We start from the raw sequence: 14621 nt of genomic DNA, 5'->3' as shown, positions 1-14621 counted from the left end.
TCGTTCGTCGTAGGTGAGGTGCATTGTCGAGACGGCGGCCTTTGTGTTTTCCCTCGCCCTGGACTAAAGATGTGCGTTGAGCATTTCGGTCAGCATCGACTGCGACGCGTAATTCAACGTGGCGGTTGACGAGCCGTTCTTGAACAGGACCAACGTCGGCTCGCCGCAAATATCGTATGACTTCGCCACTTGGGGAAAAGCATCCAAATCGCACCTGGCAATTTTCAACGTGTCAGCGTACTTCGGAGTGACTTCATCCACGATCACGAAGAACGCCTTGCTCTTTCTTGAGGTGGCCCATTGTGTGAAGAAGACGACCAGCACCGGTTTGTCGGATGACAGAACTTCCGAATCGAAAGTCTCTTCGGTAACGTAATTGACTTGGCTCATGAAAATAGTCCTCGTCTGGTGATTGGAAAGGGTTCGATGAAAATGACGCGGTTGGCCGCCAGCTTTCATCAACGTCGGAAAGGCCGCTCGGTGTTCCCGTAAGCGCCGCCCCCCCAAGGAAGCTGCAATCGCGTGCCTCGGCCGCGCTCGCCAATGCAGTTCACCTCGTCACCCTAGCGGAATTGCCAACGCCTTTGCGCGCGTCATCCCCGCAGGCGACAAAACGCCCGCTGCTACGTTGCGTTGCACAATTTCGCGTAATGGTCTTCTGTTGGCGCGCCGACTCTGGTAGAATCTTTCTCTGACGGGCCTCCTCGCATGGTGGCGCGGCCAATCTGGTCAGGTCGGGAACGAAGCAGCCACAGCCGTTTTCCACCAGTGCCGAGGGTCAGGCTCGTCACCTAACGCCTTGTTCTGCAATGTTCTCCGCGCGTTCTGCGCAAATTTCTCTTCCGAGTACACGCTTTTTCCGTAATTTGGGCGTTAGCCTATGACGCGTATCGCGTGGGGCCGACGGGCTTGGTAGAATCGCGCAACCTTTTTTCGTCGCATCGATAGCCCGCCAGATTTGGCAGGGAAAAGACGCCTGATCGGGCGTCGACATCGGTGCCGAAGCGCAACGCCGAACTGTTACAATTTGGCATGACCTATCAAGTACTCGCGCGCAAATGGCGCCCCAAAGGCTTCTCGACCCTGGTGGGCCAGGAGCATGTCGTGCGTGCATTGACGCACGCGCTCGAGCAACAGCGCCTGCACCACGCCTATTTGTTTACCGGCACGCGCGGCGTCGGCAAAACCACGCTCTCGCGCATTCTGGCCAAGGCACTCAATTGCGAGACGGGGATCACCGCAGCGCCCTGCGGCGTCTGCAAGGCCTGCCGTGCCATCGATGAAGGGCGTTTCGTCGACTACGTCGAAATGGACGCGGCCTCGAACCGTGGCGTTGACGAGATGACGTCGCTGCTCGAAAAGGCGGTCTACGCCCCGGCGGACGCGCGCTTCAAGGTCTACATGATCGACGAAGTGCACATGCTCACGGGCCACGCGTTCAACGCGATGCTCAAGACGCTCGAAGAGCCGCCTGCTCACGTCAAATTCATTCTCGCGACGACCGATCCTCAGAAGATTCCGGTCACCGTGCTCTCGCGCTGCCTGCAATTCAACCTGAAGCAGATGCCGGCCGGACACATCGTGTCGCACCTCACGAACATTCTCGGCGAAGAAGGGATCGAGAACGAGCCGCAGGCGCTGCGTCTGCTCGCGAAGGCGGCGGGCGGCAGCATGCGTGACGCCCTGTCGCTCACCGATCAGGCCATCGCCTATGCAGCGGGCCCGCTCACCGAGACGGCCGTGCGCGGCATGCTCGGCGCTATCGATCAGAGCGTGCTGGTGCGTCTGCTCGATGCACTCAAGGACGAATCGCGTACCGATCTGCTGGCGATTGCCGACGAAATGGCCGAGCGCAGCTTCTCGTTCTCCGCAGGCTTGCAGGATCTTGGCAGCCTGCTGCACAAGATCGCGCTGGCGCAATACGCGCCGCAGGCCGTGTCCGAGGACTGGCCGGAAGCCGTCGACGTGCGACGCCTGGCCGAAGCGCTGTCGCCGGAAGCCGTCCAGCTCTATTACCAGATCGCCACGCGTGCGCGCGGCGATCTCGGTCTGGCGCCTGACGAATACACGGGCTTTTCGATGGCGCTGCTGCGCATGGCGGCGTTCACGCCGCTGCTCGCGGGCGGAACGCTCGCCGAGCCGCCGACGCCGCAAGCCGCAGGCGCGGTGCGTGCCGCTACCGCCGCTGCGCCGACGCGTGCGCCGATGGCTGAGCCGGCACCTCGTGCGTCTGCACCTTCCGCGCCTTCCTCATCTTCTGCAATGTCCGCACCGTCGCCTGCACCGGCAGCGCAGCCCGAGGCACGTCGTGCCCCGGCCGCGCGCAGTAGTGCGCCGGGCGCGCCGGCCGATGGCGCGCCGATGTCGCCCGCGCGTGCGGCGCTCGCCGCGCTCAATGCGGGACGCAAGGGCACGGCAGGGCGCGCGGGCGGCACGGCCAGTGCCAATCGCGCCAGCGCAACCCGCGCTTCGGACGAAGCACCTGCCGGTGCCGATCCGGAGCCCGAGCCTGCCGGATCTGCGGCGTCTTCCGAGACAGCTCCCGCACCTGCGGCCGCACCACGCGCCTGCGTCTATCGTGAAGCCGATGGCGTCGCGCCCGTCTTTACCGGCGAGTGGCCGGCATTGGCGCAAACGCTCCCCGCTCGCGGTCTGGCGCAGCAACTGGCCTTCCAGAGCGAGCTGACGGAAGTCGCGGGCCGCGCGCTGTATCTGCGCGTGCCGCTGCGTCAGTTGGCCGATGCCGCTACGACCGACAAACTGCGTCAGGTGCTCACCGAACACTTCGGCGGGGACGTGCAATTGCACGTCGAACTGGGGCAGGTGGGCACGACGGCCGCTTCGCTTGCGGCGCAAGCGGCTGCGGCGCGTCAGCGCGCGGCCGAGCAGGCGATTGCCGACGACCCGCTGGTACGCGAATTGATCGACGAATTCGACGCCCAGATTCTTCAAGGCAGCATTCGCCCGGTACAATAAGCAAATTCGGTTTCGCGATGGGGCGGGTTTTCGAATTCCGCCCCTAAACGTGCGTTCGACGTCTTCATTCACACGTCTCACCACGCGCGCGACGCGCACCTCATACGATTTACTCAGGAGTCATGATGCTGAAAGGAAACATCGCGGGTCTGATGAAACAGGCTCAGCAAATGCAGGAAAACATGAAGAAGGCGCAGGAGCAACTGGCGCAGATCGAAGTCGAGGGTCAGTCGGGCGCCGGTCTCGTGAAGGTGGTGATGACCTGCAAGAACGACGTGCGTCGCGTGACCATCGATCCGAGCCTGCTGGCCGACGACAAGGACATGCTCGAAGACCTCGTGGCGGCTGCGTTCAACGACGCCGTTCGCAAGGCCGAAGCCACCGCGCAGGAAAAGATGGGGGGGCTGACCGCCGGTCTGCCGCTGCCGCCGGGCTTCAAGATGCCGTTCTGAGCGTCTCCCGCCCGCTTTATCAGAAAGACGACGCATGCCCCAGCTTCAGCTATCGAGCTTGCAGGAACTCGTCGACGCCTTGCGCGCGTTGCCGGGTGTCGGACCGAAATCCGCACAACGCATTGCTTACCATCTGCTGCAACGCGACCGTAAAGGCGCGGTGCGGCTGGGCGAGGCGCTGGTGCATGCCTCCGAGCAGATTCGCCATTGCGCGCGCTGCAACACGTTCACCGAAGTCGAAATCTGCGAGACGTGTCTCGATCCCGAGCGCGACACGAGCCTGCTTTGCGTGGTGGAAACGCCCGCCGACCAGAACATGCTCGAGCAGACGATGACCTTCAAAGGTCTGTATTTCGTGCTCATGGGGCATCTCTCGCCGCTCGACGGCGTGGGGCCGGGCGAAATCCATTTCGAGCAGTTGATTCGCCGCGCCACCGATGGCGTGGTTAAGGAAGTGGTGCTTGCCACCAACTTCACCAATGAAGGCGAAGCCACCGCCCATTACATTGGACAGACGTTAAAAGCGCGTGGTTTGCGCGTGAGCCGCCTCGCCCGAGGCGTGCCTGTCGGCGGCGAACTGGAATACGTGGACGCCGGCACGATCGCCCGCGCCGTCCTCGACAGACATACGCTCTGAGCATGACGCGCAGGTGACCCCGGCCACCTCTGCGCGTAGGTGCTGCCCCTCTCATCCAATCGGATTAGCTGTTATTCGCTATATCTGCGCATATTCCCGTCTTCTAGACTGAACCTGCCGACTTGGGGACCGAACGCTTCACAGCGACCACCATAACGCCCAGGCGGCGTGGGGCCGTATACTTGCGCGCCGAACCGGTCTGAGACCGGCAAACTGCGAGCAAGCACTGCTTAGGCAGGGAGTTAAGGTATGGCTAACGATACCGGGCGCACCCTGATTTACGCCTCCCGAAAGCACAACGACGGCTTGCTGTCGTTTCTGGGAGAGCAAGGCTGGCAGGTAGTGCCGGCCAAGAGCGCCAGCGACGTCGGTCGCATTCTGAATCCGGGGGTCACCAGCGCAGCACTCATCGACCTGGCGAGCGGTTATAGCGACCGCGAGATGGGGGCGTTCGAGGCTTGCATGCAACCGGCAACGGTTGGCTGGGTCGCCGCAACGAATCCCGAGCAACTCACGACCACGTCGATCCGTCGGCTCATTCGTGACTATTGCTTCGACTATGTCAATGTCCCCTGCACGAACGATCAGCTCGCGTTGACGATCGGGCACGCGTGGGGCATGGCCTCGCTCTCGGAAGCGCCCATCGTCACGCCTCAAGTCGGTGGCGATCAGGAGATGGTCGGCACGTGCGAGGCAATGCAGCAACTCTTTCGCACCATCCGCAAAGTGGCCAATACCGATGCCCCCGTGTTCATCTCGGGCGAGTCGGGCACGGGCAAGGAACTGAGCGCGGTGGCGATCCATGAGCGCTCCTTGCGTGCGAAGGGGCCGTTCGTGGCCATCAATTGCGGGGCGATTCCGCCGCATCTGATGCAGTCCGAACTATTCGGCTACGAACGGGGTGCCTTCACCGGCGCCAACGCGCGTAAAGTCGGGCGGGTCGAGTCTGCCAACGGCGGCACGCTGTTCCTCGACGAAATCGGCGATCTACCGATCGAGAGTCAGGCGAGTCTGTTGCGCTTCCTCCAGCAGGGCGCTATCGAGCGTCTGGGCGGTCACGAAGTCATTCCGGTCAATGTGCGCATCATTTCCGCGACGCACGTCGATCTGGAGACGGCCGTGACCGAGGGACGCTTCCGCATGGATTTGTTCCATCGCCTTTGCGTGCTGCGTGTGGACGAGCCGCCGCTGCGCGCGCGCGGCCAGGACATCGAGATCCTCGCGCATCACGTGCTGCAACGCTTCAAAGGCGACAACCATCGCAAGATCCGCGGCTTCACGCAATGCGCGGTGCAGGCGATGTACGAATACCACTGGCCGGGCAACGTGCGCGAGTTGATCAACCGCGTACGCCGGGCCATCGTGATGGCCGACAGCCGCATGATTTCGGCCAAGGATCTCGACCTTCTGCCGTGGGTGCCGACGCTGGTGCGCACGCTCGAGGAAATTCGCGCGGAGGCCGAACGAACGGCCATCGAGCAGGCATTGCTGCGCCACTGCCACCGTCTCACGGACGTGGCCGCAGAGCTGGGCATTTCGCGTATCACGCTGTATCGGCTCATGTGCCGCTACGGAATGCGCGGTGACGAATCGGGCGTGCCGGCCTGATATCTTCTGGCGAAGAGAGGGCGACCGTCCTGTGTTGAGCAGGGCGGTCGTTTCTTTTTGGGATCCTGAATATCGTCGTCATGGCAGCGCTTACCGTCCTGTGCCGCCTGGTGCCGTCCTTGAAAAAACACGTCTTCCCCCCGCGATTTTACCGACGACTACGCACTGTCCTCGCCGTTCGCGACTCCTGCCATCGCCAATAACGACGGGGGATAGCGGTGAGGCGCTGTGCTCATATCGGCGCCTCGAGTTCATACGCTTTGCGTTGTCTCGTCTTGTCTTGTCTTTCGCTAGGAAATGCCCCGAGGGTTGTCCCGAACAGGCATCAAAGATGAAACATCCCGGGGGCAGAACGCCATCGCGCCAAATCTTCCCGCAGGTGACGAACCCGTGTCGCCGATGCGCCGAATCGCAAACCTGCCGCAAATCTGTCACGGGAGACCCTTGTAAACAGGGCGTTCCCGGCACCCGTCGCTGCTCACGCCGATATCGTTCGCAGTTCGGAATGTTTGACGAATGGGGCGACGACGTGACAACCGCCGCCCGACGCAACCCACGTATCAATGCTGAAACGTTTTCAGCGACCGGCCAGCAAGCGCCTCCCTGACGTAAAAATTAACGCCAATGTTTTCAATCACTTAAGGAGGGTGGCACGGAAGTCGCTTTATTGGTCGGGGCAAGGAGGGCAAAGCGATGCGAATTCTCACCACCGAAATCCAGTACCGCGTACGTCAAAGCGCAGGCGCATTGAGCGCCGCCATCGCCGTGGCGCTCGGACTGTGCGCCGCACCGGCACAAGCGCAGGACGTCTCGCGCTCGCCGCTCATGCAGGTGGCAATGCTTACGGGTTCCATGGTGCCGGCAACGTTTGCAATGCCGACACTGCCGGCCGCTCAGCTCTCGGACGCCGACGTTGCGATCGTAGGCCCGGTGGCCGAGGCCGCACCGCTCGCCGAGCCGGCCCCGGCAGTCGCGAGCAGCGACGACGCGAACAAGACAGACGACAGCCAGACCATCGGCGCCTCGGGGATGCCGCTTGCCGCTGCCCGAATCGATGACGAACAACTAGGGACCCAGCGCGGGCGCAATCTGCAAGGCGCCGCAATGGTCAAGTCACCGGGCATGAACCTCGCCAACGGCGTTACGTTGTGGGACGAACTGCCCGGTGGTGTCACGCCGACGCCGCGTCCGCAACAACTGTCGAACGGTGTGGGCAACGTCCAGGTGACGCGTGTGACCTACTCCACGCGGTGAACGATATGACGCAACTCTCCATCCCGCATGCCGGCAGTGTTCTCGTCACGATGCTCGTGGCGCTGACCCCGGCACTGCTCCCTGGCCACGCGAAGGCCGAACCGGCGACACCGGGCGATCTGGTGATCGAGCGCAACATCGGCCCGGAAATCGCCTACCGCGGCTTGCCGCGTGAGCAAAACCCGATCGGCATCGCCGTTCCGGCCTTTCCGACGGGACCGTTCAATACGGCCATGGGCGCGGTGAGTCAGGTAACGGATAGCGAGCTGACGGGCCGCGGCTCGGCAGGGCTCATCACCGGCGCAGTGCAGTCGGGCATCAACCCGGTCATGGGTGTGCTCGTCGGCAACGCCCGCGGCGGCAATGCGCTCAATACGACCAACGGTGTCGGCGGCGGCTTCGGTGCCGGGGCGGGCGGTGGCGGCGGGATCGGCAGCATCGGCACGCTCGTACCGTCGGTGATCAATTCGGCACTGGCGCCGCTCACCAGCATGGGTGCAGCAGGAGTCGCGAAATGAGCGCACATCGCAATGCGAAGTCTGTCATCGCGCTGAGCGTGATTAGCGCACTGGCGGCCATTGCCGGGGTGTCGCACGCACAGGACGTGTGGATCGTGAACGGCGAGCTCGCCGGCACACACGCCACCATCGAAAGCGGCGTGGCGGTGGGGGTCTCCGGCGCACTGGGCGTGAATCAGGCGGCCGGGGTGAATAACGCGCAGGCCAACAGCGCGGTGATCGCCAACGGCGGCAGCCTAACGGCCGGTGCGTCGAGCACCAATCAGCAGGCTCTCGTCACGACGACGACCGGCGCCGCCAGCGCCGCAATTCAAGGCAACGCATTTTCAGGCACCTCGGGGCTGACGCAAGTCAACCAGGCGAGCGGTGCCGGCAATCTTCAACGCAACGCGACCGTCATTGTGACCGGCGATGCGTCTGGAGTGGCGAGCGTATCGGATACGGCACTGTCCGCTGCGATCTCCAAGGGTGGCCCGGCTGGGGCCAACAACCTCAACGATCAGTTCCGCACGGCGTCGATTTCCGGTGACGCCTTCCGCGGAGTGAGCGGTGTGTTGCAGGTGAACCAGTCGGCTGGGATAGGCAATGTAACCGCAAATGTTTTTGTGCTCCGTCCCCCGGCGGGCACATCTTTTTAACTGGGTAACTCTCTCGTCAAGGAGATGGTCATGAAAACGAAAGCAATTGCAGCGGCTGCACTGCTGGTAGCAACGGGTAGCGCCCTGGCGTCGCCCAATCACCAGCAATACAGCTTCTCGTTCATCGGCAACGAGACCAACGTACTGAACCTGGTCGGCATTTTCGGTCTGGTCGGCATTCGCGGTTGCGTGACGGTGGACAACACCGGCAACGCTGTCGTGCAAAGCAACCAGAGCGTCGATGTACACGGCGTGAATCTCAAGGGACCGCTGCTGGGTACCTACACGACAGGCAAGGTGACGTACGGTGTGGATTCGAAGACCACCACGGTTTCGAATCAGGGTAGTAGCTATCTGATCGGCGGCGTGACCACCACGTCGTACAACAACACGACCTCGTGGGTGAATGCCGAAGCCAACGGCCATCTCAACACCAGCCAGTCCTTCCAGGCGGGTGCCGGTTATGTGGCAGGACAGTCCAGTTCGGGTTCGGGTGGCTTCATCGCAGGCGGCGGGTATCAGTATTCGAACTTCGCGGCTTCCGGCGGCATCATCGGTGGCGGGATCATTCCGCTGCCGGGCGGTCTGGCCCTGTATGGTTTCCACGCCTCCGGTAACGCTGGTGCAGGTGAAGGCTCGGTTTGGGGCGGTTATGCCTACGGGCAGCAGTCGCAACAAGCGGGTGGCTTCCTCGCCGCTGGCTTCCTGAACACGCAGAAGAGCTTCGACGCAGCGTTCCATGGGGTGTTCAACGAAGGTCAGGCGTCGATTTCGAGCGAGTCGATTGCTGCGGGCGCGCTGTGGGGCTTCCAGGATACGTACATGAAGTCCACGACCTGGACGAAGGGGGCGCTCACGCTGCACGTCAACACCTCGACGCTGCAGACGATGGGCGCCACACTCGGCAACGGCGCGCTGGCTAACGCTAACGGCAACATCGGCGTGAACGTGGCAGCAGGTGCCGACAACGCGCAGGCCAACAACGTCGCGATCGCTTCGCTCAACGCTCAGCCGGTGTATGCCTCGGCCCAGGTGTTCGCGAACCAGTCGTCGAAGGGTTCGGCCAGCATCTCGCAATTCTATGTCAACGCCAGCGTGGGTGATGGTGCGCTCGCCGGTGCGACCGGGAATGTGGGTGTGAACGTGGCTTCGGGTGTGGGCAACGTGCAGCAGAACGGCCTGGCAGCCGCTGTCTCGCAAGGTGCGAGCGGCTGGTACAAGGGCGGTGCTGCGAACTCGACGGCCCAAACCGACCAGACGGCTAGCATGAAGGCCTCGGGTGACTTCATTGCCAATGCAGCCCTCGGCAATGGCGCTCTCGCCTACGCCAGCGGCAACGTCGGTGTGAACGTGGCAGCAGGTATCGGCAACGTTCAGGCCAACAGCCTCGCCATCTCGGCAATCAAGTGATGTAGCGGACCGGTCCGGGAATTTCCCGGACCGGTTTTTTCATGAGGTGTGCCATGAATGATGCGCGTCGTGCCGCAGTGAGGATCGCTACCGTTTGCGCTCTGGCGTGCGCAAGCGTGGCCGGGCACGCGCAGTATGCGTCGGTGAATCTCGAGTCTTCGACCGGTGTACCGGCGGTCAAGAAGATGCGCTCGTTCAAGTCGATGCACTACGTGAATCTGGTCCAGCAGGAATACGACTTCAGCTGCGGGTCCGCAGCACTCGCAACACTACTGCAATACGGCTACGGGATCACCATTCCCGAGACCGAAATGATCAAGCGAATGATGGCGTTCTCCAATCCGGAAACGGTCATCAAGAATGGCTTCTCGATGCTCGACATGAAGAAATTCGTGGAGACGCTGGGACTTGAGGGGCGAGGTTTCAAAGTCGACGTGAGCGCGCTTTATGACCTGAAGATTCCGGTCATCGCCCTCATCGACGTCAACGGCTATCAGCACTTTGTGGTCATCAAGGCAGCGAAGGATGGACGTGTGTTCGTGTCCGATCCGGCGCTGGGCAATCGCATCATCGAGCAGGCCGATTTTGCCAAACAGTGGAACGGCTTGGTACTGGCAGTCATCGGCAAGCCGTTTATGGAGGATTCACCGCTGCTCAAAGGAAACGAATCCCTGGCGGCCAAGCTGCGCGACAGCGCGCTGGCGACCGGGACGTCACCGACCCCGATGGTGGACTTCGGCATCATCCGGGCGGACCTGTTTTGAGACCAGACCACTATGAATCGATATCTACCGATGTTGGCCATCCCGCTGCTTGCCAGTGCCGTACCGGCATTTGCCTCCAGCGTGTTGCCCGAGAGCTGGAAGCCCGTGAGCGATGAGGTGCTCTCGCATGCGACCGGCAAATACGCACAACAGAACATGATTACGGGCTTTCAGCTCGTCATGCAGTCGCAGTGGCAAATGCCGACCGGCGCCAGTCTGATGGCCACCGGGGTGCTTGGCGTGAACCAGAGCGGCTCGGGCTATCAGGTGCAGACGGGCACCTCGACGGCCATTATTCCCGGCGTCGTGAACGCCACTACCCCCGTAACACAGATGGTGAGCGGGGGGGCGAATGTGTTGGTAAATGGCGTCGCCCAGATTACGCAAGTTGCGGGGAATGCGAACAATGCATTGAACAAGGCCATCATTCAGTACGGTCCGGGCGTGTCGATCACTCTGCTTGTTCCGGCAAGCGGACAAGGAACGACCAGCTCGCAGACGACGGTGGGCAATCTGAACGCCAGCGTGGCGATCACGTCGGCGGGTATGCAACTCGCGCTCAATACCCCGAACGGCAATCTCGGGCAGAGCATCGCTGGCGGCGCGGCAGGCGCCATGAACCAGATCATGCAGGTCGTGCAGGTGGCAGGCAACGCGCAGCAGGTGATGAACACCATGCAGTTGAACCTGCAAACGGGTGCACTCACGTCGGCGGGGTTGCGTCAACTGGGTATTCAGAACGCGATGGCGAATATGGTCGCCGTGCGGCATTGAAGGGCAGTGCAAGTGAAGTGACGGCGTCGCGCCGTGGAACATGACCCGAGCGACGCCGGTAGCAACGTCCAGCAGGTCCGAGGTCCTGGCAAGCCTTGGCCGGACGCCATGAAAACTAGAAGTGGGGCGCCGCCGCAGATCGTTTGCGGCGTACAAAAAGGTGATGTCGGCAGGGCCCGGGCAGCACGCATCGACCTTTATCGTCACGGGTTTCGCACGCATCACCCCGCAGTCGAGCAGCAAGGACAACCGTTGTTGGTAACACGTGTTTGTTGGATTGCGCGCGGACGACCCGTCCGCACTTTTACCCGGGGGGGATCATGAACACTCACCGTTTTTTTCCCGTTGCCGCTATTCCGTTGGGGGTACTGCTTTTCACGCTATCGGCCCAGGCTCAGGAGCATACGGACCCATCGCCGGACGACCGTCTCCAGATGTTGATGGACATGGTCGACCGGCAGCAGCGGGAAATTTCTTCTTTAAAACAGCGCCTCACGGATATCGAGATGGCGCAGCGCGGACGCGGTCTGACCGCATGGGATACCGCGCAGATCGCACAAGTCTCGCCAGGTGACGGCTCGGCCGCCGGCTCCGCGGGCACCCCCGGCGGCGGCGCTGCCGGGGCCGCGGGCCCGACGTCGGCCACACCGATCGGCGAGACGCAGCAGATGCAGAAAAGCGAGACGGACTCGCAACGCACGCCGGCCGAAGAGGCCGTGGTGCAAGCGCAGCACGCGCCGCTGTTCGATCGCAAGCTCACCATCGATGCCGGTATCAGCTACAGCTACTACGACCGGCGTCAGTTGGTGTTGAGCGGCTTTCTCGCCCTTGACGCCATCTTCCTCGGCCAGTTGAACCTCGGCGAAACCAAAGCCAACGTGTGGACGTTCGACGTCAACACGCGCTACGGGATCAACGACCGGCTGAGCGTGGCGTTCGACGTGCCGTATCTCTACCGCAATTCGGACTTCATTTCCGGCGGCGTGGGCGGCGCGGCATCGTCGATCAGCGATATCAGCAAGAACTCGGCGAATATCGGCGACGTGAATGCGTCCCTGTACTACCAGATCGTCAAGGAAAACGCGAACTGGCCCGATATCGTGGCGTCGTTCCGTGTGACGGCGCCGACCGGTACCTCGCCGTTCGGCATCAAGCTTGGCACGCCCGACCCGACCAACAACAACCTGACCACGCCTTCGCGCTTGCCGACGGGTAACGGGATCTGGGCGTTCACGGCGGGTCTGTCGTTCCTGCGGACCTACGATCCGATCGTGCTGTTTGCGAACGTGGCGTACACGTACAACGTGGCTCGCTCGTTCGACGATATCTCGACGATCGAAGGCACGGTGCAACCGGCGAAGGTCAAGCTCGGGGACATTGTGCAGGTCGGCGCGGGGATGGCGCTGGCGCTCAACGACAAGACGGCGCTGTCGATCTCTTACTCGACCGCTATCTCGCGGGCGACGAAGACGGCCACGCCGGGGGCGAGCTGGACGACCGTGGCGGGCAGTACGACGAACGCGGCGTCGCTCAACTTCGGTATCAACTACGCCATCAACAAGCACTGGACCGTGAACGGTTACGTCAACGCCGGGATGTCGCCGGACGCTCCGAACTACGTGATCGGTATTCGCTTCCCGTACACGTTCTGAGCGGGCAGCGCGGTGCAGACGCGTTGCCGTGTGGCGGTTTCGTCAGTGGAAACGGAGACGGAGAAGTCGGAAATCTCCGAAGGGCAGGAATGAGCGAAGCGCGTCGCCGCCTGAGAGCGGGGGCGCGCTTTGGCTTGGGATAACGGGTGAATAACGCTCAGCGCACGGCGGCGGATGGCATGCGGGTGGCGCTGGCATTGACCTTGAAGCTCGTGGTCATGACGCCGGCGGACGAGGTCTGCGGAAGCTGCGGGATCTGCGGGATCTGTGAAACGGCGAGCGTCGTGCGCGATTGGCCCGGCGACGATAGCGAGGCCTGCGCTGGTTTGGGCGCGGGCGCGGGCGGGATGACTTCGTCCCACAGGCGAACGCCGTTGGCGATGGTGATGGCCGCATTGACCGGCACGACGGCCGCGGGCCCCGGACTGACGACGTTGGTGACGATGTTGGGGCGCAGGTTGGCGGCACGGGCGCCGCCGAGCAGGGCGTCGCTCACGGCAGCAGGGGTGCTGCCGATAGCCACTGCGCCGATTACGTCGGCCTGCGCGGTACTTGCAATACTTGCAAAGCACGCAGCAGCCAGGCAGAACATGGCGCTACGCGTCGTGCTGACGCTGATCTTGAACATGGCGTGCCCCCCGGCCTCCGCATACTGTCCTCTCAAGCCCCTTGTATTCTATTGCGCCAATCGAGAAAGGGAAGGGAAAAAAGTATTGGCGGAATTTCCGGAGGCTGAGTAAATAATTTACGCAGACTGCGGTTTGTCGCGCACAGGCAACATCGACAGGCGTTCGCGTTACACGAACTCGCCGCCGCGCGGACTTCGCGCATAAACTTGGTTTGACAGCGAGGCGACATCTGATGCGTAAATCACGACGGAAACTGGAGGATTTCTTCAGGTTTCGTCCCGGTCGAGACATGTGAGGAACATGCAACGGGCCGGCAAAAAAACAAACGCAGCAGGCGCGGCGAGCATGACAAAAAAGCGGGGCGGCAGCGTGGGGATGCTGACCGGAATGACAGGGGAAATCATGCGTGTGCTGGTCGTAGGTGAGGCTGCCACCTGGGTGAGCGGCCTGCAAGTCGCGTTGCAAACCGAAGGCAACGTGACACCACCGGTCTTGCGTCACGTCGCGGGTGTGGCGCCGCAGGATTGGGTCTGGCTGCGCGAGTTGCCCTCGCGCCGCGTGCTCGTGCTCGACGAATCCGTAGCGCGTACGCCAGCGGTCGACACCTTGTGTGCGATCGCTTCCGAGTGTGTCCCGCCGGTGCCCGTCGTCGTTGTGGGCGATGCGGGTTTTCCGGATGAAATCATTCGCTGGCTGCAGGCCGGTGTCGCGGCGTGTCTGCCATGGCCGAACTCGGTCGCTCGGATTCGTTCGGTGTTCGATCTGGCGCTTTCCGGCGGACGGTTCGTGCCGGAGGAGGCGCTTTCGGCGTTGCTGGTGCTATGGCGTCAGGAGGCGCTGGGCGAGGCCCTGCCGCTCTCCCGTTTGCCGGTGTTTCCGCTGGGCGGCGACAAGGCGACACAACTGGCCGAGTCGGCGCTGCTTGGCATCTCCCAACGCCAGTATGAAATCCTGGCGCTCCTGTCGCGTGGCCTGTCCATCAAGACGATTTGCCAGCAACTGGTGATTTCCGAGGGCACCGCCAAGACGCACGTGTCCGCGTTGTACCGCCGGCTCGGGGCGCGCAATCGCGGCGAGGCAATTTATATTGCAGCGCAGCGTGGCGCACGTCATTTGTTCGAGACTTGAGCGTCGAGATGCGAGACGTGGCAGATCGGGCCACGGTCCATCGCAATCCGTCACCACTCATCGTTAAAGCAATGTTCTGGCGTCGCGGGCGTGCCCCGATCCCCGATATCGGACTTTGCGACGATTCGACTCGGAACATTCCGGGATTGCCCTTGAGGTTATTGGCCGATAGCCGACTGTC

Annotated in this window: 14 protein-coding genes and 1 other RNA gene; 13 read left to right on the top strand and 2 right to left on the bottom strand. The window is 62.4% G+C overall.

All coding sequences use genetic code 11. From position 1 onward, the window contains the following. Nucleotides 1–63: 63 nt before the first annotated feature. Nucleotides 64–390, bottom strand: a complete 327-nt coding sequence (locus ACIPHM_RS03900) for a thioredoxin family protein (protein ID WP_400324730.1) — start codon at nt 388–390, stop codon at nt 64–66. A 303-nt stretch (nt 391–693) separates the two neighbouring features. On the opposite strand from ACIPHM_RS03900, the gene ffs reads away from it, so the two are divergent. From ffs to ACIPHM_RS03840, 12 genes are all read left to right on the top strand, one after another. After that, nucleotides 694–792, top strand: an RNA gene (ffs, locus tag ACIPHM_RS03895) — signal recognition particle sRNA small type. 240 nt (nt 793–1032) lie between these two features. Next, nucleotides 1033–2976, top strand: coding sequence for a DNA polymerase III subunit gamma/tau (gene dnaX / locus ACIPHM_RS03890; protein ID WP_400324728.1), 1944 nt, complete (start codon nt 1033–1035; stop codon nt 2974–2976). 125 nt (nt 2977–3101) lie between these two features. Beyond that, nucleotides 3102–3428: a YbaB/EbfC family nucleoid-associated protein gene (locus tag ACIPHM_RS03885; RefSeq protein ID WP_010807314.1), complete on the top strand. Its 327-nt coding sequence runs from the start codon at nt 3102–3104 to the stop codon at nt 3426–3428. Nucleotides 3429–3462: 34 nt separating this feature from the next. Further along, complete coding sequence (recR, locus tag ACIPHM_RS03880) at nt 3463–4065, top strand: recombination mediator RecR (protein ID WP_039399107.1); 603 nt, start codon at nt 3463–3465, stop codon at nt 4063–4065. 249 nt (nt 4066–4314) lie between these two features. After that, nucleotides 4315–5673: a sigma 54-interacting transcriptional regulator gene (locus ACIPHM_RS03875; protein ID WP_400324725.1), complete on the top strand. Its 1359-nt coding sequence runs from the start codon at nt 4315–4317 to the stop codon at nt 5671–5673. A gap of 693 nt (nt 5674–6366) precedes the next feature. Beyond that, nucleotides 6367–6927, top strand: coding sequence for a hypothetical protein (locus ACIPHM_RS03870; RefSeq protein ID WP_400324723.1), 561 nt, complete (start codon nt 6367–6369; stop codon nt 6925–6927). A 5-nt stretch (nt 6928–6932) separates the two neighbouring features. Next, complete coding sequence (locus ACIPHM_RS03865; protein WP_400324722.1) at nt 6933–7445, top strand: hypothetical protein; 513 nt, start codon at nt 6933–6935, stop codon at nt 7443–7445. Further along, on the top strand, nt 7442–8083 hold the full coding sequence (locus ACIPHM_RS03860; protein ID WP_400324721.1) for a hypothetical protein: 642 nt from the start codon (nt 7442–7444) through the stop codon (nt 8081–8083). Before ACIPHM_RS03865 ends, ACIPHM_RS03860 begins: the two co-directional genes overlap by 4 nt. Nucleotides 8084–8113: 30 nt before the next feature. Next, nucleotides 8114–9493, top strand: coding sequence for a hypothetical protein (locus ACIPHM_RS03855; protein ID WP_400324720.1), 1380 nt, complete (start codon nt 8114–8116; stop codon nt 9491–9493). A 53-nt stretch (nt 9494–9546) separates the two neighbouring features. Next, on the top strand, nt 9547–10257 hold the full coding sequence (locus ACIPHM_RS03850; protein WP_400324719.1) for a C39 family peptidase: 711 nt from the start codon (nt 9547–9549) through the stop codon (nt 10255–10257). 12 nt (nt 10258–10269) lie between these two features. Continuing rightward, the gene (locus ACIPHM_RS03845) at nt 10270–11031 is read left to right on the top strand and encodes a hypothetical protein (RefSeq protein ID WP_400324717.1); all 762 of its coding nucleotides are present in this window, start codon (nt 10270–10272) and stop codon (nt 11029–11031) included. Nucleotides 11032–11351: 320 nt separating this feature from the next. Further along, nucleotides 11352–12683 (top strand): hypothetical protein, encoded by a 1332-nt coding sequence (locus ACIPHM_RS03840; RefSeq protein ID WP_400324715.1) that lies wholly within the window; start codon nt 11352–11354, stop codon nt 12681–12683. Between the two features lie 157 nt (nt 12684–12840). On the opposite strand, the gene ACIPHM_RS03835 is transcribed toward ACIPHM_RS03840, so the two are convergent. Beyond that, the gene (locus ACIPHM_RS03835; protein ID WP_400324714.1) at nt 12841–13311 is read right to left on the bottom strand and encodes a hypothetical protein; all 471 of its coding nucleotides are present in this window, start codon (nt 13309–13311) and stop codon (nt 12841–12843) included. Between the two features lie 346 nt (nt 13312–13657). On the opposite strand from ACIPHM_RS03835, the gene ACIPHM_RS03830 reads away from it, so the two are divergent. Continuing rightward, nucleotides 13658–14440 carry a response regulator transcription factor gene (locus ACIPHM_RS03830; protein ID WP_400324712.1) on the top strand — a complete coding sequence of 261 codons (783 nt, stop codon included), beginning with the start codon at nt 13658–13660 and terminating at the stop codon, nt 14438–14440. The last annotated feature ends 181 nt before the right edge of the window (nt 14441–14621 follow it).

The sequence above is a fragment of the Pandoraea sp. NPDC087047 genome, assembly GCF_044745225.1.
GTDB lineage: Bacteria > Pseudomonadota > Gammaproteobacteria > Burkholderiales > Burkholderiaceae > Pandoraea.
This window is presented reverse-complemented; position numbering and strand designations above follow the sequence as displayed.